23 protein-coding genes and 2 pseudogenes are annotated in these 22,132 nt (G+C 68.1%); 20 read left to right on the plus strand and 5 right to left on the minus strand.

Going from position 1 to position 22,132, the window contains the following annotated elements:
* Nucleotides 1-124 precede the first annotated feature (124 nt).
* A pseudogene (locus Tther_RS10115) lies at nt 125-1,972 on the minus strand (cobalamin-dependent protein); the annotation flags it as partial.
* A gap of 168 nt (nt 1,973-2,140) precedes the next feature.
* Between Tther_RS10115 and Tther_RS10120 the strand changes: the two are divergent.
* The 4 genes and pseudogenes from Tther_RS10120 (at nt 2,141) to Tther_RS10130 (ending at nt 4,391) form a co-directional block, all read left to right on the plus strand.
* Nucleotides 2,141-2,386 carry a metal-sensitive transcriptional regulator gene (locus Tther_RS10120; protein WP_143903505.1) on the plus strand — a complete coding sequence of 82 codons (246 nt, stop codon included), beginning with the start codon at nt 2,141-2,143 and terminating at the stop codon, nt 2,384-2,386.
* A 26-nt stretch (nt 2,387-2,412) separates the two neighbouring features.
* Nucleotides 2,413-2,925, plus strand: a pseudogene (locus tag Tther_RS13520) (MBL fold metallo-hydrolase); the annotation flags it as partial.
* Between the two features lie 174 nt (nt 2,926-3,099).
* Entirely contained in the window at nt 3,100-3,540 is a 441-nt protein-coding gene (locus Tther_RS13525; RefSeq protein WP_246098999.1) for a rhodanese-like domain-containing protein, read from the plus strand.
* A 32-nt stretch (nt 3,541-3,572) separates the two neighbouring features.
* A complete protein-coding gene (locus tag Tther_RS10130; protein ID WP_143903509.1) occupies nt 3,573-4,391 on the plus strand; it encodes a type III pantothenate kinase in 819 nt (272 codons plus the stop codon).
* 36 nt (nt 4,392-4,427) lie between these two features.
* On the opposite strand, the gene Tther_RS10135 is transcribed toward Tther_RS10130, so the two are convergent.
* Nucleotides 4,428-5,642: a M20 aminoacylase family protein gene (locus Tther_RS10135; protein ID WP_143903511.1), complete on the minus strand. Its 1,215-nt coding sequence runs from the start codon at nt 5,640-5,642 to the stop codon at nt 4,428-4,430.
* A 53-nt stretch (nt 5,643-5,695) separates the two neighbouring features.
* Here Tther_RS10135 and Tther_RS10140 point away from each other — a divergent pair, with 53 nt between their 5' ends.
* The gene (locus Tther_RS10140) at nt 5,696-7,780 is read left to right on the plus strand and encodes a molybdopterin-containing oxidoreductase family protein (RefSeq protein WP_143903513.1); all 2,085 of its coding nucleotides are present in this window, start codon (nt 5,696-5,698) and stop codon (nt 7,778-7,780) included.
* Complete coding sequence (locus Tther_RS10145; protein WP_246098997.1) at nt 7,777-8,997, plus strand: aminopeptidase; 1,221 nt, start codon at nt 7,777-7,779, stop codon at nt 8,995-8,997. Before Tther_RS10140 ends, Tther_RS10145 begins: the two co-directional genes overlap by 4 nt.
* On the opposite strand, the gene Tther_RS10150 is transcribed toward Tther_RS10145, so the two are convergent.
* Together Tther_RS10150 and Tther_RS10155 are read right to left on the minus strand one after the other, a co-directional pair.
* A complete protein-coding gene (locus Tther_RS10150) occupies nt 8,967-9,233 on the minus strand; it encodes an acyl-CoA-binding protein (protein ID WP_143903515.1) in 267 nt (88 codons plus the stop codon). The two genes, Tther_RS10145 and Tther_RS10150, sit on opposite strands and share 31 nt — an antisense overlap.
* Nucleotides 9,234-9,236: 3 nt before the next feature.
* Nucleotides 9,237-9,626, minus strand: coding sequence for a ComEA family DNA-binding protein (locus Tther_RS10155; protein WP_143903517.1), 390 nt, complete (start codon nt 9,624-9,626; stop codon nt 9,237-9,239).
* 221 nt (nt 9,627-9,847) lie between these two features.
* On the opposite strand from Tther_RS10155, the gene rfbB reads away from it, so the two are divergent.
* From rfbB to Tther_RS10225, 14 genes are all read left to right on the plus strand, one after another.
* Nucleotides 9,848-10,951: a dTDP-glucose 4,6-dehydratase gene (rfbB, locus tag Tther_RS10160; protein ID WP_143903519.1), complete on the plus strand. Its 1,104-nt coding sequence runs from the start codon at nt 9,848-9,850 to the stop codon at nt 10,949-10,951.
* Nucleotides 10,948-11,874 (plus strand): dTDP-4-dehydrorhamnose reductase, encoded by a 927-nt coding sequence (gene rfbD / locus Tther_RS10165; RefSeq protein ID WP_143903521.1) that lies wholly within the window; start codon nt 10,948-10,950, stop codon nt 11,872-11,874. The genes rfbB and rfbD overlap by 4 nt, the downstream gene beginning before the upstream one ends.
* Nucleotides 11,875-12,040: 166 nt before the next feature.
* Nucleotides 12,041-12,706 carry a hypothetical protein gene (locus Tther_RS10170; RefSeq protein ID WP_143903523.1) on the plus strand — a complete coding sequence of 222 codons (666 nt, stop codon included), beginning with the start codon at nt 12,041-12,043 and terminating at the stop codon, nt 12,704-12,706.
* A complete protein-coding gene (locus Tther_RS10175; RefSeq protein WP_143903525.1) occupies nt 12,703-13,254 on the plus strand; it encodes a FlgO family outer membrane protein in 552 nt (183 codons plus the stop codon). The genes Tther_RS10170 and Tther_RS10175 overlap by 4 nt, the downstream gene beginning before the upstream one ends.
* 71 nt (nt 13,255-13,325) lie before the next feature.
* Nucleotides 13,326-14,192, plus strand: a complete 867-nt coding sequence (gene rfbA / locus Tther_RS10180; RefSeq protein WP_143903527.1) for a glucose-1-phosphate thymidylyltransferase RfbA — start codon at nt 13,326-13,328, stop codon at nt 14,190-14,192.
* A 5-nt stretch (nt 14,193-14,197) separates the two neighbouring features.
* A complete protein-coding gene (gene rfbC, locus Tther_RS10185) occupies nt 14,198-14,746 on the plus strand; it encodes a dTDP-4-dehydrorhamnose 3,5-epimerase (RefSeq protein ID WP_143903529.1) in 549 nt (182 codons plus the stop codon).
* A 22-nt stretch (nt 14,747-14,768) separates the two neighbouring features.
* Nucleotides 14,769-15,905 (plus strand): DUF1972 domain-containing protein, encoded by a 1,137-nt coding sequence (locus Tther_RS10190; protein ID WP_246098998.1) that lies wholly within the window; start codon nt 14,769-14,771, stop codon nt 15,903-15,905.
* A complete protein-coding gene (locus Tther_RS10195) occupies nt 15,886-16,881 on the plus strand; it encodes a glycosyltransferase family 2 protein (protein WP_246099000.1) in 996 nt (331 codons plus the stop codon). Before Tther_RS10190 ends, Tther_RS10195 begins: the two co-directional genes overlap by 20 nt.
* Nucleotides 16,882-16,898: 17 nt before the next feature.
* Nucleotides 16,899-18,602 (plus strand): GspE/PulE family protein, encoded by a 1,704-nt coding sequence (locus Tther_RS10200; RefSeq protein WP_143903531.1) that lies wholly within the window; start codon nt 16,899-16,901, stop codon nt 18,600-18,602.
* A complete protein-coding gene (locus Tther_RS10205) occupies nt 18,595-19,803 on the plus strand; it encodes a type II secretion system F family protein (protein WP_143903533.1) in 1,209 nt (402 codons plus the stop codon). Before Tther_RS10200 ends, Tther_RS10205 begins: the two co-directional genes overlap by 8 nt.
* Before the next feature lie 16 nt (nt 19,804-19,819).
* Complete coding sequence (gene gspG, locus Tther_RS10210) at nt 19,820-20,284, plus strand: type II secretion system major pseudopilin GspG (RefSeq protein WP_143903535.1); 465 nt, start codon at nt 19,820-19,822, stop codon at nt 20,282-20,284.
* A 3-nt stretch (nt 20,285-20,287) separates the two neighbouring features.
* Nucleotides 20,288-20,767: a GspH/FimT family pseudopilin gene (locus tag Tther_RS10215; RefSeq protein WP_143903536.1), complete on the plus strand. Its 480-nt coding sequence runs from the start codon at nt 20,288-20,290 to the stop codon at nt 20,765-20,767.
* 20 nt (nt 20,768-20,787) lie between these two features.
* Nucleotides 20,788-21,186: a prepilin-type N-terminal cleavage/methylation domain-containing protein gene (locus tag Tther_RS10220; protein WP_185975063.1), complete on the plus strand. Its 399-nt coding sequence runs from the start codon at nt 20,788-20,790 to the stop codon at nt 21,184-21,186.
* Nucleotides 21,183-21,788, plus strand: a complete 606-nt coding sequence (locus Tther_RS10225; protein ID WP_143903540.1) for a prepilin-type N-terminal cleavage/methylation domain-containing protein — start codon at nt 21,183-21,185, stop codon at nt 21,786-21,788. The genes Tther_RS10220 and Tther_RS10225 overlap by 4 nt, the downstream gene beginning before the upstream one ends.
* Before the next feature lie 13 nt (nt 21,789-21,801).
* Here the strand turns inward: Tther_RS10225 and Tther_RS13530 are convergent.
* Nucleotides 21,802-22,132: zinc ribbon domain-containing protein (locus tag Tther_RS13530; protein WP_143903542.1), on the minus strand; the 331-nt coding region annotated here is incomplete at its 5' end.

The following is a 22,132-nucleotide window of genomic DNA, read 5'->3' on the forward strand; positions in this document are numbered from 1 at the left end:
GGTTTCCGCAATGCTCGCCGAACTCGACGACGAGTGGCTGACCGGCAAGGTCTATCTCAACTTCAACCTGTAACCCGGTTGTCATGACCACCCAACCGGAAATTTACAGAAAAGAGGTTGCACAATCGGTGCGAAACGGGTCGCCTTCGCCGGCGAACATGCGTGTGGGGTCTTCGTTTTCGCGCTTGAAGGCAAACACCCCGGCGGTGTAGGGGAAACTGCCGGGCACGTTTTCCAGCATCAGCCACTTCAGCAGCTCGCCGTGGTCCTCGTACTTGGGCAGCACGACCTTGCGGATCTTGTTGCCCGACAGCGTGGTGTGGGTCAGCCGCGTGCGGATTTCCTTGTCGCGGATCTTCACCACGTACTCGTCGCCGGCGTAGGCCTTTTGCATGTCGGGCCACTGCGCCAGCAGCTTGCGTGCGTCGGGGTCGAGCCGTTGCTCGCGCTGTTCGGCCAGCTCCAGCGTTGCCTCGGCCGCCTTGGGCCGCAGCGGCTTGTCCACGCGCAGCATCTCGGCGCTGGCGCGCAGCTGCTGGATCTCGCGTGCCAGCTTGGCTTGCTGGCGCACACGCCGCTTGTACTGGCGCACGGTGTCGGCGATTTCGGCCAGGTAACGGCTGCGCTGCGGCGGCACGATGGGCGTTTGGTTGCTGCTGTGGCGGGTGGCCACGCGCGGCAGCCGCCCCCCCTCAGCCCCCAGCGGCAGCGCCAAACCCAACGCCGCCAGCCGCGGCAGCAGGGCCTGGTACAAGGCGGTGACGCCATCGTCGTTGAAGCGCGCGGCCATGGTGCCAAACACCGGCATGTCTTCGGGCCGGCGGTTCCAGGCCTCGTGGTTGCGCTGCACCTGCTTGGCCACGTCGCGCAGCGCGTCCAGTGCCCCCTTGCGGTCGAACTTGTTGATGGCCACGAACTCGGCAAAGTCGAGCATGTCGATCTTTTCGAGCTGGCTGGCGGCGCCAAATTCGGGCGTCATCACATACAGCGGCACGTCGACGTGCGGCACGATCGCCGCATCGCCCTGGCCAATGCCGGAGGTCTCGACGATGATCAGGTCAAAACCCGCCACCTTGCAGGCCGCGATCACGTCGGGCAGCGCGGCGGAAATTTCGCTGCCGAAGTCGCGCGTGGCCAGGCTGCGCATGTACACGCGCGCGCCGTTGTGCCAGGGGCCGATGGCGTTCATGCGGATGCGGTCGCCCAACAGCGCGCCGCCGCTCTTGCGCCGCGACGGGTCGATGCTGATGACGGCGATGCGCAGCGCGTCATCCTGGTCCAGCCGCAGGCGGCGGATGAGCTCGTCGGTCAAGCTCGACTTGCCGGCCCCCCCCGTGCCGGTGATGCCGAGCACCGGCACGCGGGCATCGGCAGCCGCTTGGCGCAACGCGTCCAACAGCGCCGCATCGGCGGCGCCGTTTTCCAGCGCGGTGATGAGTTGCGCGAGTGCGCGCCAGGCGGCGTCGCTGTGGCCCTGGATGGCCTCGATGCTGCGTGGCGCGTAGCCGGACAAGTCGTGGTCGCAGCGCATCACCATCTCGCCGATCATGCCCTGCAGCCCCATGCGCTGCCCGTCCTCCGGGCTGTAGATGCGCGCCACGCCGTAGTCCATCAGCTCGCGGATTTCGCTCGGCACGATGACGCCGCCGCCGCCGCCAAAGACCAGCACGTGGGCGGCGCCGCGTGCGCGCAGCTGGTCCACCATGTACTTGAAGTACTCGACGTGTCCGCCTTGATACGAACTGACCGCGATGCCCTGCACATCCTCTTGCAGCGCGGCGGTGACCACCTCGTCCACGCTGCGGTTGTGGCCCAGGTGGATGACCTCTGCCCCCATGCTTTGCAGGATGCGGCGCATGATGTTGATGGCCGCATCGTGCCCGTCGAACAGGCTGGCGGCGGTGACGAAGCGCACTTTGTGCGTGGGGCGGTAGTTGGCCAGGGCTTGGTAGTCGGCGGACAGTTGGGTCACGGTGGCGTCTCCGGCTTTTGACGTTTACGTAAACGTCAATATTAGCGGGAAAAGCTGGGCGACGCCATGGGCGGGTGGTGGGCGGCGCCTGGCCCTTGGCGGCCGCGGCGTTGTGGTATACCATACCCAGTATCAAGACCGCTTCCGGTTGTCACCCGACTCGATGCCATGCAAGCCGTTCACGATCCCGACCGCAAAAAAGCCCTGCTGCTGCGCCTCAAGCGTGTGGAGGGGCAGTTGCGCGGCATCCAGCGCCTGATCGAGGCCGATACCGGCTGCGAAAAGGTCGCGCAGCAGCTCGCCGCCGCGCGCAAGGCGCTGGACAAGTCGTTTTTCATGATGGTGGGCTGCGTCATGGCCCAGGGCGATACCCCACCGGATGACGTGGCCGAGCTGTTGGCGCGTTTTGCCTGAGGGGCGGGCGCGTTACCATCACGACGATGAAGCCGATCCAGCTGTTCGATCCCGACTCGTGCACCTACACCTACGTGCTGTTCGACCCGGACACGCGCGAGGCGCTCATCATCGACCCGGTGGACGAGCAGCTCGAACGTGACCTGGGTGTGCTGCGCGATCATGGGTTGCGGCTGCGCTGGGTGGTGGAGACGCACGCCCACGCCGACCACATCACCAGCGCGCTGCGGCTGGCCGAACACACCGGCGCGCACACCGCCGCGCCGGCGGCGTGTGGCATTGTCACGGTGCACCGGCCGCTGCACGACGGCGATACGCTGGACTTTGGCGCGCAACGGCTGCTGGCCATGGCCACCCCCGGGCACACCGCGGGCAGCATGAGCTACGTGTGGCGCGTGGAGGGGGACACGCACGTGTTCACCGGCGACACGCTGCTCATCGGTGGCTGCGGGCGCACCGACTTTCAATCGGGCGATGCCGCGGCGCTCTACCGCAGCATCACCGAGCGGCTGTTTGCCCTGCCGGACGAGGCGCTTGTGTGGCCCGGGCACGACTACCACGGGCGCACCCACTCCACGATTGGCCACGAGAAGGCCCACAACCCGCGGCTGGCGGGCCAGTCGCTCGAGGCGTTCGTCGCGCTCATGGGCAGCCTCAACCTGCCGCGGCCGCGCCGCATCGACGAGGCGGTGCCGGCCAATTTGCGCGGGGGCATCCGCCACGACGCCGACGGGGCCGAGCGCGAGGCCCCACGGCCTGCGCAGGGGTACGCGGGCGACGTGGCCCCCGAGCTGGCGTGGGCCTGGGTGCAGCAGGGCGCGGCACGGTTGGTGGACGTGCGCACCGACGCCGAGCGCGAATGGGTCGGCTACGTGCCCGGTGCCGTGCCCCTGGCCTGGAAACAGTGGCCCGGCATGCTGCCCAACCCCGATTTCGACGATGGCGTGCGCGCCTTGCTGGCGCAGGACGGCCGCCCGTTGCTGATGCTGTGCCGCAGCGGCGCGCGCTCGATCGCCGCCGCCCGCCGCGCCACCGAGCTGGGCGCCACGGCGTACAACGTGCTCGAGGGCTTTGAAGGCGATCCCGACGACAACGGCCAGCGCGGCCACCGGGGTGGCTGGCGGTATCGCGGCTTGCCCTGGCGCCAGAACTGAGACGGCGCCGGCGGCGCCGTTATGATGTTTTCATGACTGCGCCGGACACCGCCGCCCCCGCATCGACCGCGCTGCTCGCGCTGGACGTTGGCAACACGCGCCTGAAGTGGGCCTTGTACGACCGCCCCGAGCCGGGCGCGCGCCTGCTGGCGCACGGCGTGCAGTTTCTGGAAAACATCGAGACCCTGGCCGAGGGCGACTGGCGCGCGCTGCGCCCCCCGCGCTGGGTGCTGGGCAGCATCGTCGCCGGGGCGGGGGTGCGCCAGCGCGTGGAAGAACAGCTCGAGCTGTGGGACGCGCCGGTGCAGTGGGTGGTGCCGCGCCCGGCCGAGGCGGGTCTGGTCAACGGTTACGACCACCCGACGCGGCTGGGGTCGGACCGCTGGGTGGCCATGATCGGCGCCCGTCAACGGCTGCTGGCGCGCGGCGAGGCGCGGCCGTGCGTGGTGGTCATGGTCGGCACGGCGGTCACGGTCGAGGCCATCGATGCCGAGGGGCGGTTTCTGGGCGGCATCATCCTGCCGGGGCACGGCATCATGCTGCGCGCTCTGGAGTCGGGCACGGCCGGCCTGCACGTGCCCACGGGCGAGGTGCGCGCGTTTCCCACCAACACCAGCGACGCGCTGACCAGCGGCGGCACGTTTGCGATTGCCGGGGCGGTGCAGCGCATGTGGGACAACCTGTCGCGCCACACGGGGCAGACGCCGGTGTGCCTCATGACCGGTGGCGCGGGCTGGAAGATGGCGCCGCACATGACGGTGCCATTCGAGCTGGTCGAGGGGCTGATCTTCGACGGCCTGCTGGCGATGGCGCGCGAGCGCTTTGCGGCATCGATGCCGGCGCGCGCCTGAAGCGGCGGCCGGCGCGGGGGGCCGGCCGTTGGCCGGTCACGGCCTGGCGCGGGCCAGCCAACGGGTGGCCAGCTGCACCCAAAAGGTGGCGCCCAGCGGGATCAGCGCATCGTTGAAGTCGTAGCGCGGGTTGTGCAGGGTGCACGGCCCGGCATCGTGCCCGGGCCCGTAGGCGCCACGGTGCGCCCCGTCGCCATTGCCGATGAACACATAGGCGCCAGGTTTGGCTTGCAACAGGTAGGCAAAGTCCTCGGCACCCATGGTCGGCTCCTGCGCCACCACCGCGTCCGCGCCGACGATGTCGCGCATCACCTCGGCGGCAAAGGCCGCCTCGGCCGGGCTGTTGACGGTGGGGGGGTAGTTGCGGCGGAAGGCAAACGTCGCGCGCGCGCCAAAGGCCGCACACAGCTGCTCGGACAGCTCGCGCATGCGCCGCTCGATCAGGTCCAGCGCATCGTTGGTGAAGGTGCGCACCGTGCCCTGGATCGTGCAGTGGTCGGGGACGACGTTGGTCGCCTCGCCCGCCTGGATCATGGTCACCGAGATCACGCCCGGCTCCACCGGCCGCAGGTTGCGCGTCAGTATCGTCTGAAACGCCTGCACCAGTTGACAGGCCACGGGCACCGGGTCCACCGTGGTGTGGGGCAGGGCGGCGTGGCCCCCTTTGCCGTGCACCGTGATCGCAAATTCGTTGCTCGAGGCCATGACCGGCCCGGGGCTGACGGCAAACGTTCCCACCGGCAGGCCAGGCCAGTTGTGCATGCCAAACACGGCCTGCATCGGAAAGCGTTCGAACAGCCCGTCCGCGATCATCTCGCGCGCGCCACCGCCGCCTTCTTCGGCCGGCTGAAAGATCAGGTACACCGTGCCGTCGAAGTCACGCCGGCGCGCCAGGTGCTGCGCGGCGGCCAGCAGCATGGCGGTGTGACCGTCGTGCCCGCAGGCGTGCATGCGACCCGGGTGGCGGCTGGCGTGCGCGAACGTGTTGAGCTCGGTCATGGGCAGCGCGTCCATGTCGGCGCGCAGGCCCACCGCGCGGCCGCAGGCACCGCCGTCGCGCCCGTGCACGATGCCCACCACCCCGGTCTTGCCCAGCCCGCGGTGGATGGGGATGCCCCAGCCGGTCAGCAGCGCCGCGACGCGCTCGGCGGTGCGCTCCTCCTGAAAGCACAGCTCGGGGTGGGCGTGCAGGTCGCGGCGGATGGCGGCGATGGCCTCCGCCTGCTCGACAATGGGCTCGATCAGTTTCATGGTCGGATCCTAGCGCGATTCGCGGGCGCGTGGGCATGGCGTACCATGCAGCCATGGACACCGCTGACGTTACCGCGGCCGCGCCGGCCGAACAGACCATCCTGGGCGCCTGCCCGCACGACTGTCCGGACACCTGCGCCTTCGTCACCACGGTGCGCGACGGCCGTGCCGTGCGGCTGCAGGGCAACCCCCAGCACCCCCAGACGGGCGGCGTGCTGTGCACCAAGGTCAGCCGCTACCTCGAGCGGGTGTACCACCCGCAGCGCCTGCTGCAGCCGCTGCGCCGCGTCGGGCCCAAGGGGGCGGGGCGTTTCGAGCCCGTCTCGTGGGACGAGGCGCTGGACGACATTGCCGCCCGGCTGCGCGCGCTGGCGGCGCGCGATCCCCAGACCATCCTGCCCTACAGCTACGCCGGCACCATGGGCCTGGTGCAGGGCGAAGGCATGGCGGCACGCTTCTTTCACCGCCTGGGCGCCTCGCTGCTGGATCGCACCATATGCTCCGCCGCCGGGGCCGCGGGGTTGACGTACACGCTGGGGGGCAAGGTGGGCATGCGGGTGGAGCACTTCGCCGAAAGCCGCCTGATCCTGATTTGGGGCAGCCACAGCATCGGCAGCAATCTGCATTTTTGGCGCTATGCGCAGCAGGCCAAGCGCGCGGGCGCGCGGCTGGTGTGCATCGACCCGCGCCGCACCGAGACGGCCGAGAAATGCCACGAGCACCTGGCGCTGCTGCCCGGCACCGACGCCGCCCTGGCCTACGCGCTGATGCAACAGTGCATCGTGCACGGCTGGGTGGACGAGGATTACGTGCAACGCCACACCCTGGGCTGGGAGGCACTGCGCGAGCGTGCGCTGCAGTGGCCGCCGGAGCGGGCCGCGGCGGTGTGCGGGCTGCCGGTGGCGCAGATCGAAGCCCTGGCGCGCGACATCGGCGCGTGCGTGCAACGCCGCGAACCGGTGGCCATCCGCTTGAATTACGGCATGCAGCGCACGCGCGGCGGTGCCAACGCGGTGCGGGCGGTGGCGTGTCTGCCCGCCGTCATCGGCGCTTGGCGCCACCGCGCCGGTGGTTTGCTGTTGTCCAGTTCGGGCAGTTACCCCGTGCAGCGCGAGGCGCTGTTTCGCCCCGATTTGCTGCAGCGCAGCCCCTGTCCGCAGCCGCGCGTCATCAACATGAGCACGATTGGCGACGACCTGCTGCGTCCGGCGTCACCGGCCTTTGGTCCCGCCATCGAAGCGCTCATCGTCTACAACAGCAACCCGGTGGCGGTGGCGCCGGATGCAGGCCGGGTGGTGCGCGGTTTTGCGCGCGAGGATTTGTTTACCGTCGTGCTCGAGCAATTTCCGACCGACACCGCCGACTACGCGGACTACGTGCTGCCGGCCACCACCCAGTTGGAGCACTGGGACATCCACCTGAGCTACGGCCACACCGATGTGCTGCTGAACCGCCCGGCGATCGCGCCGCTGGGCCAGGCGCGGCCCAACACCTGGGTGTTTCGCGAGCTGGCGCGGCGCCTGGGGTTTGACGACCCCTGCTTTGCCGACGACGACCTGACGCTGTGCCGCCAGGCGTTTGGCGACGCGGTGGACTTCGAGGTGTTGATGCGCCAAGGCTGGGTGACCCTGCCGCTGCCCGAGGCCCCATTTGCCCATGGCGGCTTCCCCACGCCGTCGGGCCGGTGTGAGTTTTACAGCCCGCGCCTGGCGGCGCAGGGGCTGGACCCGCTGCCGGCCGTCCTGTCCAACCACGAGCCGGCCGGCCACGACCCGCGCCACCCGCTGGCGATGATTTCGCCGCCGGCGCGGCATTTTCTGAACTCGACCTTCGTCAACGTGGCGTCGCTGCGCGATGCCGAGGGCGAACCGGCGCTGGAGATGCACCCGGCCGACGCGGCACCGCGCGGCATCGCCGATGGCGACTGGGTGGAGGTGTTCAACGACCGCGGGCAGTGTAGGCTGCGCGCACGGCTCAATGGACGTGCCCGCCCCGGGGTCGTGGTGGGCCTGGGCATTTGGTGGCGCAAGCTCAGCCCGGACGGGCGCAACGTCAACGAACTCACCAGCCAGGCCCTCACCGATCTGGGGCAAGCGCCCACGTTCTACGACTGCGCGGTGGAGGTGCGGCGCGCGTGATCGCGGCGGGCAGGGCATCCGGGTTGGGGCGCAGCGCTGCCGTCTGCGCGCGCCTGGCGGGGGTGGCGGTGCTGGCCGCCGCCATGCTGGCCGGTTGCGCCGCACCCGTTGCCGCGCCGCCGGCGCAGGGGGCGTCGGCACAGGGGACGTCAGGGCCGTGGTCGACCCCGACGCAGCAGTGGGTGCTCGACCCGGGCTACTACCTGCAGGCGGTCGCGGGGCACCTGGCGCTGCTGCACGCCGCCCGTCCGGTGTCGGCATGGCTGGACGACCCCGCCACGCCCGAAGCGCTGCGCGTGACCCTGCGGCGCGCGCAGCAGGTGCGGCGCTATGCCCTGGAGGTCTTGCACCTGCCCGACAACGCCAGCTACACGCGCTACGTCGCGCTGCAGCGGCCCGCCGTCGTGTGGAACGTGGTGGCCACGCCGGCGCTGGACCTGCAACCCCACCGCTGGTGCTTTCCGCTGACGGGTTGCGTGGCCTACCGCGGCTACTACCGCGAGGAGGACGCGCACGCCTTTGCGCGCACCCTGCCGCCCGAGTGGGACGTGGCGGTGTTGCCGGTGCCGGCGTATTCCACGCTCGGCTGGACGCAATGGCTGGGCGGGGATCCGTTGCTCAGCACCTTCTTGCGCTACCCGGCGGCGGAGGTGGCGCGCCTGCTGTTCCACGAGCTGGCACACCAAGTGGTGTATGTGTCCGGGGACAGCGCGTTCAACGAGTCGTTTGCCACCGCGGTCGAACGCCTGGGGGTGCAGCGCTGGCTCGCTTTGCAGGCCACGCCGCAGGAGCGCGCCGCCCACGCGCGCTTTGAGCAGCGCCGCCAAGCCTGGCGCGACCTGCTGCGGCGCACCCGCGCCGAGCTGCAGGCGCTCTACGCCCGCGACGCGCCGGTGGCGCACCAACACGCGGACAAGCGCCGCATCCTCGACGACTTTCAACGCCGGTATCAGGCGTTGCGTGCGACCTGGGACCCGCCGCCCGCCGACGATGCCTGGGTGCGCCAGGCCAACAATGCGCTGTTTGCGCTCGACGCCACCTACGAGGCCTATGTGCCCGCGTTCATGGCCCTGTTCGAGCGCGAAGGCGGCGACTTTGCGCGCTTTTACCGCGCCGTGGGCGAATGGGCGCGCCTGCCCGCCGGGGAGCGGCGCCGGCGTTTGGAGGCAATGGCCACGTTACCGGCTCAATCGAGCGTGTCCACCAACTCGATGTAGCGCTGCATCGCCACTTCGGCCGGGGTGCCCTTGAGGGCCGACCACGCGTCCCACTTGGCACGCGCGACCAGATCGGTCAGGCTGGGCTTGGGCGTGGTGTTGTCCCCTTCGGTGGCCTGTTTGTACAGCGCGTACAGCTTGAGCAGCGTGGCGTTGTCGGGGCGTTGGGTCAGGCTCTTGACGCGCTGCAGGGCGGCGTCGAATGCGGCTTGGGTGGCGGCTTGGGTGGTGCTCATATATCAATCATACGAACGTTCGTTCTTTTTTGCAATCGATCCCGGGCGGGCGGTCGCGCCCGCGCGCCCACGGGCCAAGTCGCTGCCATAGCTGCGTCCGTCTACCCGCAAACCATGCTGCGAAAGCGTCTCCGCGGTGCGCGGGCCGATACCGGCAACGCGGGCTTGCAAATCCGCCCAGTCGGCAAACGGCCGCTGCGCGCGCGCCTGCACGATGCGCTCGGCGCGCACGGCGCCGATGCCGGGCAGGCGCATAAGCTCCTCGGCGCTGGCGCGGTTGGCCTCCACCTGCGCAAAGGCCGGTGCGGACAGCGCCAGCACCCACCCCGCCAGCGCGGCGGTCCGGCGGATTTTGGCGGCAAGGAACCGACGCGAACCCGGAGTGTTGCGCATGGGGGACGACCTCCTCGGCCCGTTGGGGCGCTGGCATACGAATCGTCTTGACCGCAATCGTAGGATGGCCAGCGGTTTGCCACCATCCCCCAAAAAGGGGATGACCCCCAACGGAGGCGGATGCGCAACCGACCGGTCAAACGCGGCCGCTGCCGTGCCACAATGCCGCGCGTGGCGCCGGGCGAGCGGTGCCGCCTGACCCCGTGGAGGATGGAGCGCGCATGACGATACTGGTGACCGGCGGTGCCGGCTTCATTGGCAGCAACTTTGTGCTCGACTGGCTGGCGCAGTCGGACGAGCCCATCGTCAACCTGGACAAACTCACCTACGCCGGCAACCGCGAGAACCTGGCGACGCTGGAGGGCGACCCGCGCCACATCTTCGTGCAGGGCGACATCGGCGACCGTGCCCTGGTCGAGCGGCTGCTCGGGCAGCACCGCCCGCGCGCCGTGCTGCACTTCGCGGCCGAGAGCCACGTGGACCGCTCCATCCACGGGCCCGAGGACTTCATCCAGACCAACGTCGTGGGCACCTTCCGCCTGCTGGAGGCGGTGCGCGCCTACTGGAGCGCGCTGCCAGACGCGCAGCGTGCCGCGTTTCGTTTCCTGCACGTCAGCACCGACGAGGTCTATGGCACCCTCGGCCCAACCGATCCGCCCTTTGCCGAGACGAACCGCCACGAGCCCAACAGCCCCTACAGCGCCAGCAAGGCCGCCAGCGATCACCTGGTGCGCGCCTGGCACCACACCTATGGCCTGCCGGTGCTCACCACCAACTGCTCCAACAACTACGGGCCCTACCACTTTCCGGAAAAGCTCATTCCGCTGATGATCGTCAACGCCCTGGCGGGCAAGCCGCTGCCCATCTACGGCGACGGCCAGCAAGTGCGCGACTGGCTCTATGTCAAAGACCACTGCAGCGCCATCCGCCGGGTGCTGCAGGCGGGCCGGCCGGGCGAGACCTACAACATTGGCGGTTGCAACGAAAAGCGCAACCTCGAGATCGTGCACGCCATATGCGCGCTGCTCGACGAACTGGCCCCGGCCGCCGCGCGCGGCGTGCGCGATGCGCGCAGCGGCCAGCCCATCGAGCGCTACGCCGAGCTCATCACCCACGTGCCCGACCGCCCCGGCCACGACCGGCGCTACGCGATCGACGCGCGCAAGATCGAGCGCGAGCTGGGCTGGCGCCCGGCCGAGACCTTCGAGACCGGCATCCGCAAGACCGTGCAGTGGTATTTGGACCACCCACAGTGGGTGCAGCGCGTGCAAAGCGGCGCGTACCGCGAGTGGGTGGCGCGTCAATACGGGACGGCCACCGCATGAGCGCGCCGCGCATCCTCCTGCTCGGCAAAAACGGCCAGGTGGGCTGGGAGCTGCAGCGCAGTCTGGCGCTGCTGGGGGAGGTCATCGCGCTCGACCGCGCCGGCGGCACCCACCCCGACACCGGCGCGCCCCTGGTCGGCGACCTGACCGACCTGGACGGCCTGCGGCAAACCGTCGCAGCGCTGCGGCCGGCGGCGATCGTCAACGCCGCGGCTTACACCGCCGTGGACCAGGCCGAATCCGACGCCGAACGCGCCCACCGCATCAACGCCGAGGCCCCCGGCGTCCTGGCCCAGGCCGCCACTGCCTGCGGCGCCTGGTTGGTCCACTACAGCACCGATTACGTCTTCGACGGCGCGGGCGATCGGCCCTGGCGGGAGGACGACCCCACCGCACCGCTCAACGTGTATGGCCAGACCAAACGCGCCGGTGAAGATGCGATCCGCACCAGCGGCGCGCGCCACCTCATCCTGCGCACGCAGTGGGTTTACGGCGTGCGGGGGGGCAATTTTGCCCGCACCATGCTGCGGCTGGCGCGCGAGCGGGAGCGACTGACGGTCGTGAACGACCAGTTTGGCGCCCCCACCGGGGCCGACCTGATCGCCGACGTCACCGCGCATGCGCTGCGGCAGCAGTGGGCCACAGGGCAGGGTGGCGGCACCTACCACCTGGCGGCCGCGGGCGTCACCACCTGGCACGGCTATGCCTGCGCGCTCATCGACGCCGCCCGCCGCCGCTGGCCCGAGGCGGGCTGGCGGGTGCAAACCATCGACCCCGTGCCCAGCAGCGCGTTCCCCACCCCCGCGCGGCGCCCGGCCAACGCGCGGCTGGACACGACGCGCCTGCGCACGACCTTCGGGCTGCACCTGCCGCCTTGGACGCAGGGGGTGCAGCGGTGGGTGGACAGCCTTGCTGCGCCATGAGCCCAACGACGCCACAGTGGCGGGTGGTGTTGGGTAAACCGCGACAAATCCGCTCGCCCGACGGCCATCGTCTTGACGGTGGTGGGGGCGCGTGCTACCGTCCGAGCAAACAAATCATGTCCACGCTTTTGCGCACGGAGGCTCCTTGAAACCATCCCGTACCGCCATGGCCGCGCTTGCTGCGGCTGCATTCGTGGGATTGGCGGGTTGCTCGCATGCCCCCATTCCCGTCGCCGAGAACTTTCCTTACACCGCACAGAAAAAGGTCCGCTCGGCCGGGCACTGGGATGCCGTGGCCGAACACGTGGTGTCGACCACCTTGGCCCGGCTGGCGCAAACGCCCGCGTCCGGACAGCCCCTGCGGGTCAGCCTGCCGTCAACGCCCAGCGCGTTTGACCAGGCGTTTCGGGAATTGCTGATCACGCGCATGGTCAACGAGGGCAAGACCGTCGTGGAACGCGACGATGCGCCCGTGCGGGTCAGTTACCAGGCGCAGGTGGTGCGGCACAACAGCGACCGCCCGCACCTGATCCCCGGGGTGTTCACGGCGATCACCGCGGGCGTGTACGTGGCGCATTACCTGGGGGTGCATGCCCACCCCGATGCGGCCATGGCCGGTGGGCTGGGGTATGCCGCGTTGGCCGATGTGGCGCGCAGCCAGTACAGCGGCGGCCCCACGCACACCGAGGTCATTTTGACCACCACCATCATGCAGGGCGACCGCTACCTGGTGCGCAACACGGACGTCTATTACGTCGAGGACAGCGACGCAACGCTGTTCCAGGTGGCGCGCGGCCCCGTACCCCGCGAATTCAAGGTGGTGTCGCAATGAAAGGCTGGACCGCTTTTGCCCTTGCCACCGCGGTGGTGCTGACCGGCTGCTCGACAGCGCCCAAGACCGCGCTGCCGACCTACGAGCAGGCCGCTGCGCATCCCTTTTTGCAGGCCAACCGGGATGCCATGACCCAACTGCTGGCGGGGCTGCCACCGGCGTTGGTGTCGCCCTTGCTGGTGGCCACCATTGTCGATGTCAACGACTTGCGGGTGTCGTCGCCGTTGGGGCGTACACTGTCCGAGCAGTACAGCTCGGCCGCGGCCGCAGCGGGCATCGACGTGCGCGAGATGAAGCTGCGCGGCGATGTGTTCGTGCGCGAGCAAACGGGTGAGCTGTTGCTGTCGCGCGAGATCAAGGACATCGCCCGCGTGCACCAGGCAACCGCGGTGCTGGTGGGCACGTATTCGGTTGCTGGCCAGTACGTCTACGTCAACATCAAGCTGGTGCGGTCCGAAACGGGGCAGATCCTCAGGGGCTATGATTACGCCCTGCCGATGGATCGCGACGTCCAGCGCTTGGTGCGCAAGCCCAGCGGCGATCTTTGACCCCACGCCGCTTCCGCGGTCGTTTTCATTTTGTTGCCGCCGGATCCGTTCGGATCGGGCGGTTTGTTGTTATGCGAAAAGGCATCATCCTGGCCGGTGGCTCCGGCACCCGGCTGCACCCGGCCACGTTGGCGGTCAGCAAGCAACTGCTGCCGGTGTACGACAAGCCGATGGTCTACTACCCGCTCAGCACGCTGATGCTGGCCGGCATCCGCGACGTGCTCGTCATCAGCACGCCGCAGGACACGCCGCGCTTCCAGCAGCTGCTGGGCGATGGCCATCCATGGGGGATCAACCTGCAGTACGCCGTTCAGCCCAGCCCCGATGGTCTGGCACAGGCCTTCATCATCGGTGCCGACTTTGTCGCCGGTCACCCCAGCGCGCTCGTGCTGGGCGACAACATTTTCTATGGGCACGACTTTCAGCCCCTGCTGCACGCGGCCGATGCGCAAACCCACGGCGCCACCGTGTTTGCCTACCACGTGCACGACCCCGAACGCTATGGCGTCGTCGCGTTCGACGCGCACGGCCGTGCCATCAGCATCGAAGAAAAGCCCAAGGCCCCCAAGAGCCACTACGCCGTCACCGGTCTGTACTTTTACGACGAGCAGGTGGTCGACATTGCCCGCGCGGTCAAGCCCAGCGCCCGCGGGGAACTGGAAATCACGGCCGTCAACCAGGTGTATTTGGAGCGGGGTCAGCTCAACGTGCAGATCATGAAGCGCGGCTACGCCTGGCTCGACACCGGCACCCACGACAGCCTGCTCGACGCCGGCCAGTTCATCGCCACACTGGAGCGCCGCCAGGGCCTCAAGATCGCGTGTCCAGAGGAAATCGCCTGGCGCCAGGGCTGGATCGATGACCACCAGTTGCAGCGGCTGGCAGCACCGCTGGCCAAGAGTGGCTACGGCCAGTACCTGCTGAGTCTGCTCAAGTAACGCCCATGCCCTACACCGTCACACCCACGGCCATTGCCGATGTCCTGATTTTGGAGCCCAAGGTCTTTGGCGACGCGCGCGGCTTTTTTGTCGAGAGCTTCAACCAGCGCGACTTCGAGCAGGCCACGGGGCTCAGCGGCATCACCTTCGTGCAGGACAACCACAGCCGCTCGGCCCGGGACGTGCTGCGTGGCCTGCACTACCAGCTGCCCCCGCGCGCGCAGGGCAAGCTCGTGCGTGTGGTGCGCGGTGCGGTTTTTGACGTCGCCGTGGACATCCGCCGCGATTCACCCACCTTCGGCCGCTGGGTGGGGGTGGAGCTCAGCGAATCCAACCACCGCCAGCTGTGGATCCCACCCGGGCTGGCGCATGGGTTTTTGACCCTGACCGACAGCGCCGATTTCCTCTACAAAGCCACCGACTACTACGCGCCGGAGCTCGAGCGCTGCATCCGTTGGGACGACCCCACGATCGGCATTGTGTGGCCCCTGCAGGGACGAACGCCGCTGCTGTCGGCCAAGGACCAGGCGGGCGCTTGTTTGGGCGATCTTTGAGCGGGTGGCAATACGCGTGTCGGTGTCTGACAAGCGGTTGCGCGTGGCCATTCTCGGCACACGGGGCATCCCAGCGCGCTACGGTGGTTTCGAGACGTTTGCCGAACAGCTTTCGGTACGCTTGGTCACACGCGGGTTTGACGTCACCGTGTACGCCGAGGCTGACGGCATCCCGCCGCCCGATCAAACCTACCGTGGCGTGCGCGTTCGCTACCGCCGGCGCCCCCGCTGGGGCCCGGCCTCCGTCATCGCCTATGACTGTGCCTGCCTATGGGATGCCCGTCGCGGCTATGACCTCGTGTACATGCTCGGGTACGGTGCTGCCTGGGCCTGCTGGTGGCCTCGTGTTTGGGGCACGCCTGTTTGGATCAACGTCGATGGTCTGGAGTGGGCGCGCAGCAAGTGGAGCGCGCCTGCCCGGTGGTACCTGCGTCTGATGGAGTGGGTCGCCACCCGCACGGCGACGCGCCTGATTGCCGACGCCGAAGCGATTGCCCAGCGATTTCGCCAGCGTTATCCGCACGGCGCGCCGTGCACCACCATCGCCTACGGTGCCCATCTGGTCGAGCCGACCCAGGTCAGCCCTGCGCCACTTGCCGCTTGGGGTCTGATGCCGGGTCAGTATGCGCTGGTCGTGGCCCGCCCGGAACCCGAAAACCATGTGCTGGAGATCGTCCAGGGCTATTTGCAACACCCGGGCGATTGGCCGTTGATCGTCGTCGGCGACGTCAGCGGGGAAACGCCCTACCAGCGCCGCTTGCTCGCCTTGCAAAGCGAGCGCATCCGCTTCATCGGCGCGGTCTATGACCCCGTTCAGCTCACGGCCCTGCGGGCGCACGCCGCCGTCTATCTGCATGGGCACTCGGTCGGTGGCACCAACCCCTCGCTGCTGGAGTCCATGGCGTGCGGCAGCCTCATCATCGCCCACGACAATCCCTTCAACCGTGAGGTGGCGGGAGCCGGGGCGGAATACTTCGACGGGCCCGCTGCCTTGGCCCGTGCGCTGCTGGCATTGCGCCATCTGGCGCCAGCCCTCGCGCAGCGGCGGCGCCGCTGGGTCCAAGGGGTGGTACGCCGCCGGTACGACTGGGACCGTGTAGCGGATGCCTACGTTCATCTCATCCATCGGCAGCTTGGCCGTGCCGGCACCGCACGTTGAACCCATCGACATCCTGTTGGCCACGTACAACGGGGCCGCTTTTCTGCGCCCGCAGATCGAGTCACTGCTGGCCCAGGATTACCTGTCATTCCGGATCTTGGTCAGCGATGACGGCTCGACCGACGACACGTTGGCGATCCTGAGCGCGTATGCGCAGCGCTTTCCCGACCGGTTGGTTTTGGTGCCATCGCCGTTGTCCGGGCGCGGAGCGCTGCGCAACTTCGAGCATTTGATGACCGTCTGCCTGGCACAGGGCCGTGCCCGATGGTTTGCCTTTGCCGATCAAGATGACGTTTGGTTGCCGGACAAACTGTCCCGGAGTGCGGCCTGCATGCAAACGCTCGAGTCCAATGGTGGTGCCGATCTGCCGTGTCTCGTGCACACCGATTTGTGTGTGGTCGACGCCACGCAACGGGTCGTCCATCCGTCCATGGTGCGCTACGAAGGCCTGAATCCAGCCGCTGCCACCCGCGAATCGCTGCTCAGCGTCAACGAGGTGACCGGCTGCACCGTGTTGGGCAATCAGCGGTTACTCGAATTGGCGCTGCCGCTGCCCCCGGCAGCCATCATGCATGACTGGTGGTGCGCGGTGATCGCCGGCAGCGGGCGGCGCGCCTTCATTCCGCACGCCACGGTGTACTACCGTCAGCATGGTGCCAATCAGATCGGTGCCCGTGACCGCGGGGTGTGGGCGCGGGGACGTCGCCTGGTGCTCGATGGGCCGGGCGTGTGGCGGCGCGTGCGCGAACTTGGCGCGCAGACGTGGCACCAGGCGGTGGCGCTGGGCCAGCGCCTGTGCGAACGGGGCCTTGATCGCACCTATGTGGACGACTATCTGCGCTGGCGTTGTCGCTCGCGCCTCGCCCAAGCGAGCGCTTACCGGCGATACTACGCAGGGCCGCAACTCGATCGGCTGACCCGGTGGCTACTTTGGCGCGGTTTCGACGCGCAGCCGCCGTCGCGCCGTTACCCATAAACCGTTTCAGCGATTCCATGACGTATCCGTCTGCCGTCAGCGATATGCCGCGCAAGAAGCTGGGTGAGATTCTGATCGCCCAGGGCAAGCTCTCCGCTGCCGATCTCGAGCGGGCCTTAGAAGTGCAAAAATCCGTGGGTGGCCGCATCGGCCGGTTGCTGACGCAGCTCGGTTTGGTGTCCGAGGCGGATGTGTACGCGGCGATTTCGCTGCAGACCGGCATCGCGTTGGTCAGAGCGGAACTGTTTCCCGCCAGCAAACCCGATTTTGGGCCTCTGAATCCAGCCTTTCTGCTGGCGCACAACATTCTGCCGCTCGGGGATGTGGTTGCGCATGAGGCACTCCCCGCCTTCGTTGCCAGCGATCCCCTTGACCCCGTGGTTTCCGAGGGGCTGCGCGTGGCGCTGGGCCGCACGCCCGAATGGCGACTCGGTTTGGCGTCGGAAATTGGTCAACGCCATCAAGAGTGGTTGCAAAGCGACGATCTCGTCGAAGAAGCGGATGCTGGTGTGCCGGGGGGGACCGCCGAGTTCATCGAGCATTTGCGCGATCTCGCATCCGAGGCGCCAATCATCCGCCGGGTCAACGAGATCATGGACAAGGCCGTTTCAATGCGCGCCTCGGACATCCACATCGAATCCTACGAAGAAAAATCGCTGGTTCGGGCGCGTGTCGATGGGGATTTGATCGTCATCGATGAAATCGACACGCGGGACGTGGCGGCGGTGGTCTCGCGGATCAAGATCCTGTCGCAGCTCGACATTGCCGAGCGCCGCTTGCCCCAAGACGGTCGCACCAAGCAGCGCCTGCGCGGCAAGGAGATTGACGTGCGCGTTTCCACCGTGCCCACGGCGTACGGAGAGTCCGTCGTCATGCGGTTGCTGGAGCGCAACGTCGACATGCTGTCGCTGGACCGGCTCAACTTCCAGCCCGCTACCCTCGCGGCGTGGCGGCGCATGCTGGCCACACCCCACGGTATTGTGCTCGTCACGGGCCCTACGGGCTCGGGCAAATCCACCACGCTCTACGCTGCGATGCGGGAGTTGCCAGGCGACGCGCTCAAAATCCTCACCGTCGAAGACCCGGTGGAGTACCGGTTGCACTGGCTCAATCAGGTTCAGGTACAGCCCCAGATCGGCTTGACGTTTGCCAGCGTGTTGCGCTCTTTCCTGCGCCAGGATCCTGACGTCATCATGATCGGCGAGATGCGCGACGGTGAGACCGCTGGCATCGCGGTGCAGGCGGCGCTGACCGGCCACCTCGTCCTGTCTACTTTGCACACCAACAGTGCGGCCGGTGCAGTGGTGCGGCTGGTGAACATGGGGGTGGAACCCTACCTGATTGCGGCCACGCTGGTTGGCGTGCTGGCCCAGCGGCTCGTGCGGCGCTTGTGCGACCAGTGCAAGCAGCCGCTGGCGCCGGACGCGGCTGCCAAGGCGCGCGCGTTGCTGAGCACCGCGTTGCCCGTGGCAGCACCCATTTACGGTGCCGTCGGCTGTCCGGCCTGCCGCGGCACGGGCTACCATGGGCGGTTGGCCATTCACGAGTTGATCGAGTTGGACGAAGCCGGTAAACGGGCCATCATGGCCAAGGGGGCCGATCTCGACGGACGGGACTTTCATCACGTTGGCGGTACCTTGGTGCAGGATGGCGCGGCCAAAGTCGCCGCTGGGTTGACGACGGTTGAAGAAGTGTTGCGAGCGACCCGTCAAGATGACTGAAACCGTACGCTATCGGGGGATCGATGCGCAGGGCAAGCCCTGCGAGGGTGTGCTCCAGGCACGCACGCTCGAAGCCGCACGCCTGCGCCTGCTGGGTCAGGGGATCCGCATCGTCGAGCTCAGCGCCGGCGAGATGTCCGTCGAACCCGCAGGGAACAGCCAGCGGCCGTCACTCGGCGCAGCCGACGTCTTGCTGTTCACGCGCGAGCTGGCCCAGCTCAAGCGGGCCAACCTGCCACTGGACAAGGCTCTGGCCATCCTGCGCGATTTGGCGCCCACCGAGCGCCTCAAGCGCTTTGTGGCCGATGTGACCGACGGCATTCGTGGCGGCCAGACATTGCACCAGTCGCTGCTGCCCTACGAAGCGGCTTTGGGGCGGCAGTATTTGGCGATGATTCGGGCGGGGGAGGTGTCGGGCAATTTGCAAGCGGCGCTCACCGATCTTGCTGAGCAACTGGAAGCCAACGCCCGCCAGCGCGGGCAACTCATCACGGCGCTGACCTATCCGGCCATACTCCTTGGCGTCTCCGTTCTGTCGGTAATCCTCCTTCTGCTGTTTGTCGTTCCGCAGTTTCGCGATTTGTTCGATTCCATGGGCGATGCTCTGCCGCTGACCACCCGCTGGGTGCTGGCGTTCAGCGATGCAGTGCGGCTGCACTGGCAGATCGGCCTGCTAGTGGCCCTGGCCTTCTTTTTGCTGGTGCGCCAGTGGTATGCCCGTCCGTCGGGCCGCCTGGCGGTCGATCGCCTGCTGTTGCGCCTGCCCGTGCTAGGGGATGTCGTGGCGGCCTTGCAGTCGGCGGTGTATTTTCGCACCCTGGGCATGCTGCTGCAGCGGGGTGTTCCCATGCTGGATGCCCTGCGTTACGCGGCCGAGACCTTGACCAACCACGCCCTGGCAGCGGAGGCTCGGCCCCTGGTCGAACACGCCAAGGCCGGTCGGCGCCTGTCGGACGGTTTTGCGGGCCAGCGGTTGGGCGAACGCGGGGCCGCCGCCCTGATCCGGGTGGCGGAAGAAACCGGCCAACTCGCCCCCACACTGACCCGGCTGGGCGAGCGGTTCGAGGAGGACAGCCGCCGGGTTCTGGCGCGCCTGCTGTCCATGGTGGAGCCCCTCATCATCATCGCCTTGGGTACCATTGTGGCGTTCATTATCATCGCCATTCTGGGTGGGGTGCTCTCCATCAACGAAACCATTTGAACGGAAAGGGGTTTTCATGAACGTCGTCCGGACGCCGCAGGCGTCGGTCTTCTCGGCTGCGCGCGGGGTGGGTGCGCGGCCGCGCGCCACGGGGTTCACGCTGGTCGAGCTGCTGGTCGTGCTGGTCATCCTCACGCTGCTGGCCAGTCTGGTCGGACCGCGCCTGCTCGACCAGCTCGGGGGGGCCAAGGCCAAGACCGCGCGTGTGCAGATCGCCGAAATCGAACAGGCCCTGGATCTGTACAAGCTGGACATCGGCCGCTATCCCACCGAGGCCGAAGGCCTTCGTGCCTTGGTGGAGCGCCCGGCGAACGTGTCCGGTTGGCGCGGACCGTACCTGAAAAAGGGTTTGCCGCTCGACCCGTGGAACAACCCATACCAGTACACACCGGTGGGCCGGCATGGCGGGCCGGACATCTACTCGCTCGGTGCCGACGGCAAACCAGGCGGCGAGGGCGACGATGCCGACATCTACAACTGAACCATGCGCCCGCGCGGCTTTACCCTGCTTGAGTTGCTGATCGTCCTCGGCATCGCGGCCCTGGTGGTGGCCGTCGTGGGCTCGCGGGCCGATGTCTGGATGGATCGAGCGGCCTATCACCAATCCGTGCGCGACGTCGCCACGCTGCTCAAAGCGGGCAGGATGTCGGCCTTGCAGAACGGGCGCGAGGTCGATGTGCGCCTGGACGGCAATCGCATCCTGTACGTGGGGGGCGATCCGCGGCGCCGTGTGGCTTTGCCGGCCGAGGTCGAAGTGCGCTCCGAGCCGCTTGTGGCGGCTGCTGGCGACGCCGAGGCACCCAAGCGCGATTTCACCCCGCCGCCGTTGTTCGTGTTTCGCGCCGACGGCTCGGCCTACGGCGGGCGCCTTGTGCTGCAACAGGGCGGCCACGGGGTTGCGTTTCAGGTCAACTGGGCGCTGGGCACGGTCGAGCAGGTTGACAGTGCGGGTGGGCCGACGTGATCCGGGGTCATCGGGGCGATGTGGGGCGCCAGCGCGCCAGTGGGTTCACCCTGCTCGAAGCGCTGATCGCCATCGCCATCGCGGCGATGGCCCTGGGCGCAATGGCGCGCTCGGTGGGGCAGAGTGCCCGTACGGTGGCCGAGGTCACGGATCGACAACAGGCGGCCATGGTCGCCCGCTCGGTGTTGTCCATGGGCACTTTTGCCGAGGATTTCATGGCCACCTCCCAGGGGCAGGCCGGGATGTGGACGTGGCGCGTGCAGGTTCGGCCGCAAACCACCGTTTTGCATGACGTGGTGGAGCTGCTACCCGACCAAACCGTGACGGTGGCGCACTTGACGGTCGAAGTCTCGAGTCCGGACCGGGATGCCCCGATCTATGTTCTGTCTGCGTGGAAACCGTATCGGAGCGCACCGTGACCACCCCGCGCCGGCCCGTTGCGCCCGCGCGCCGTTCCAGCGGGTTGACGCTGCTGGAGCTGCTCATTGCGCTGGCCATCACCGGGGTGACCGTGGCACTCGCCTTCGCCACCTATGGCGTCATCGGCCGTACCGAGCAGCGTGCCCAAGACACCATGACCCGTACCGAACACATGCAGTCGGTGCAGGACTGGTTGCAGCGCAAACTGGAAGGCATCCGGCTCATCAGCCGCACGGAGCAGGGTGGTGTCGTCCTCTTTTTCAACGGCAATCCGGCGGGTGCGCTGTGGGTGGCGCCGCTGCCCGAGCGTGGCCCTGGCGGTGGCTTGCACGTGATACGCGTGGCGCTCGACCGTCGTGCAGATGGTTCGGTGGACTGGATTGCGCAAGCGCTGCCGTTTGAGGGTGCGGGCATGGTGCTGGAGTGGGCCGCGGCCATCCGCACCCCGCTGGCCCGCGACTTGCGTACTCTGCAGTGGTATTACCAAGACGGAAAGAGCGGCGAATGGGTGCAGGAGTGGCCGTCGACGCGCCCGTACTACCCATCGCGCATCCGCATCGAAGTGGCCGACGCCCAGGGGCCGTGGCCGGCTTGTAGTTGACATCCTCCCCCGCCTAAAGTCGGGGGATTCCTACGGCGCTCACCCCGGCATCGAGCCGGAATGAGTCGCTTCGGTGGGTTCCTGCTTCCGACCGCCTGTGCGGTTCGATCCACAGGCCATCCTGGCTGACAGAGGCAAGCGCCTCCATCCCACCGCAAGCGTGCGGCGTGTCCTGCCCTTCGTCTCGCAACAGTTGCATCCCGCGAGAAAGGATGTTGATCGCGCCGACCAGATCGGCGTTTTCCTCGAAACCGCATTCGACGCATAGAAACCGGGCTTGGCAACGGCGGTTGTCCGCCGACACATGGCCGCAGGCCGGGCACGTCCGCGACGTGTTCTGCGGC

This window comes from Tepidimonas thermarum, assembly GCF_007556705.1.
GTDB lineage: Bacteria > Pseudomonadota > Gammaproteobacteria > Burkholderiales > Burkholderiaceae_C > Tepidimonas > Tepidimonas thermarum.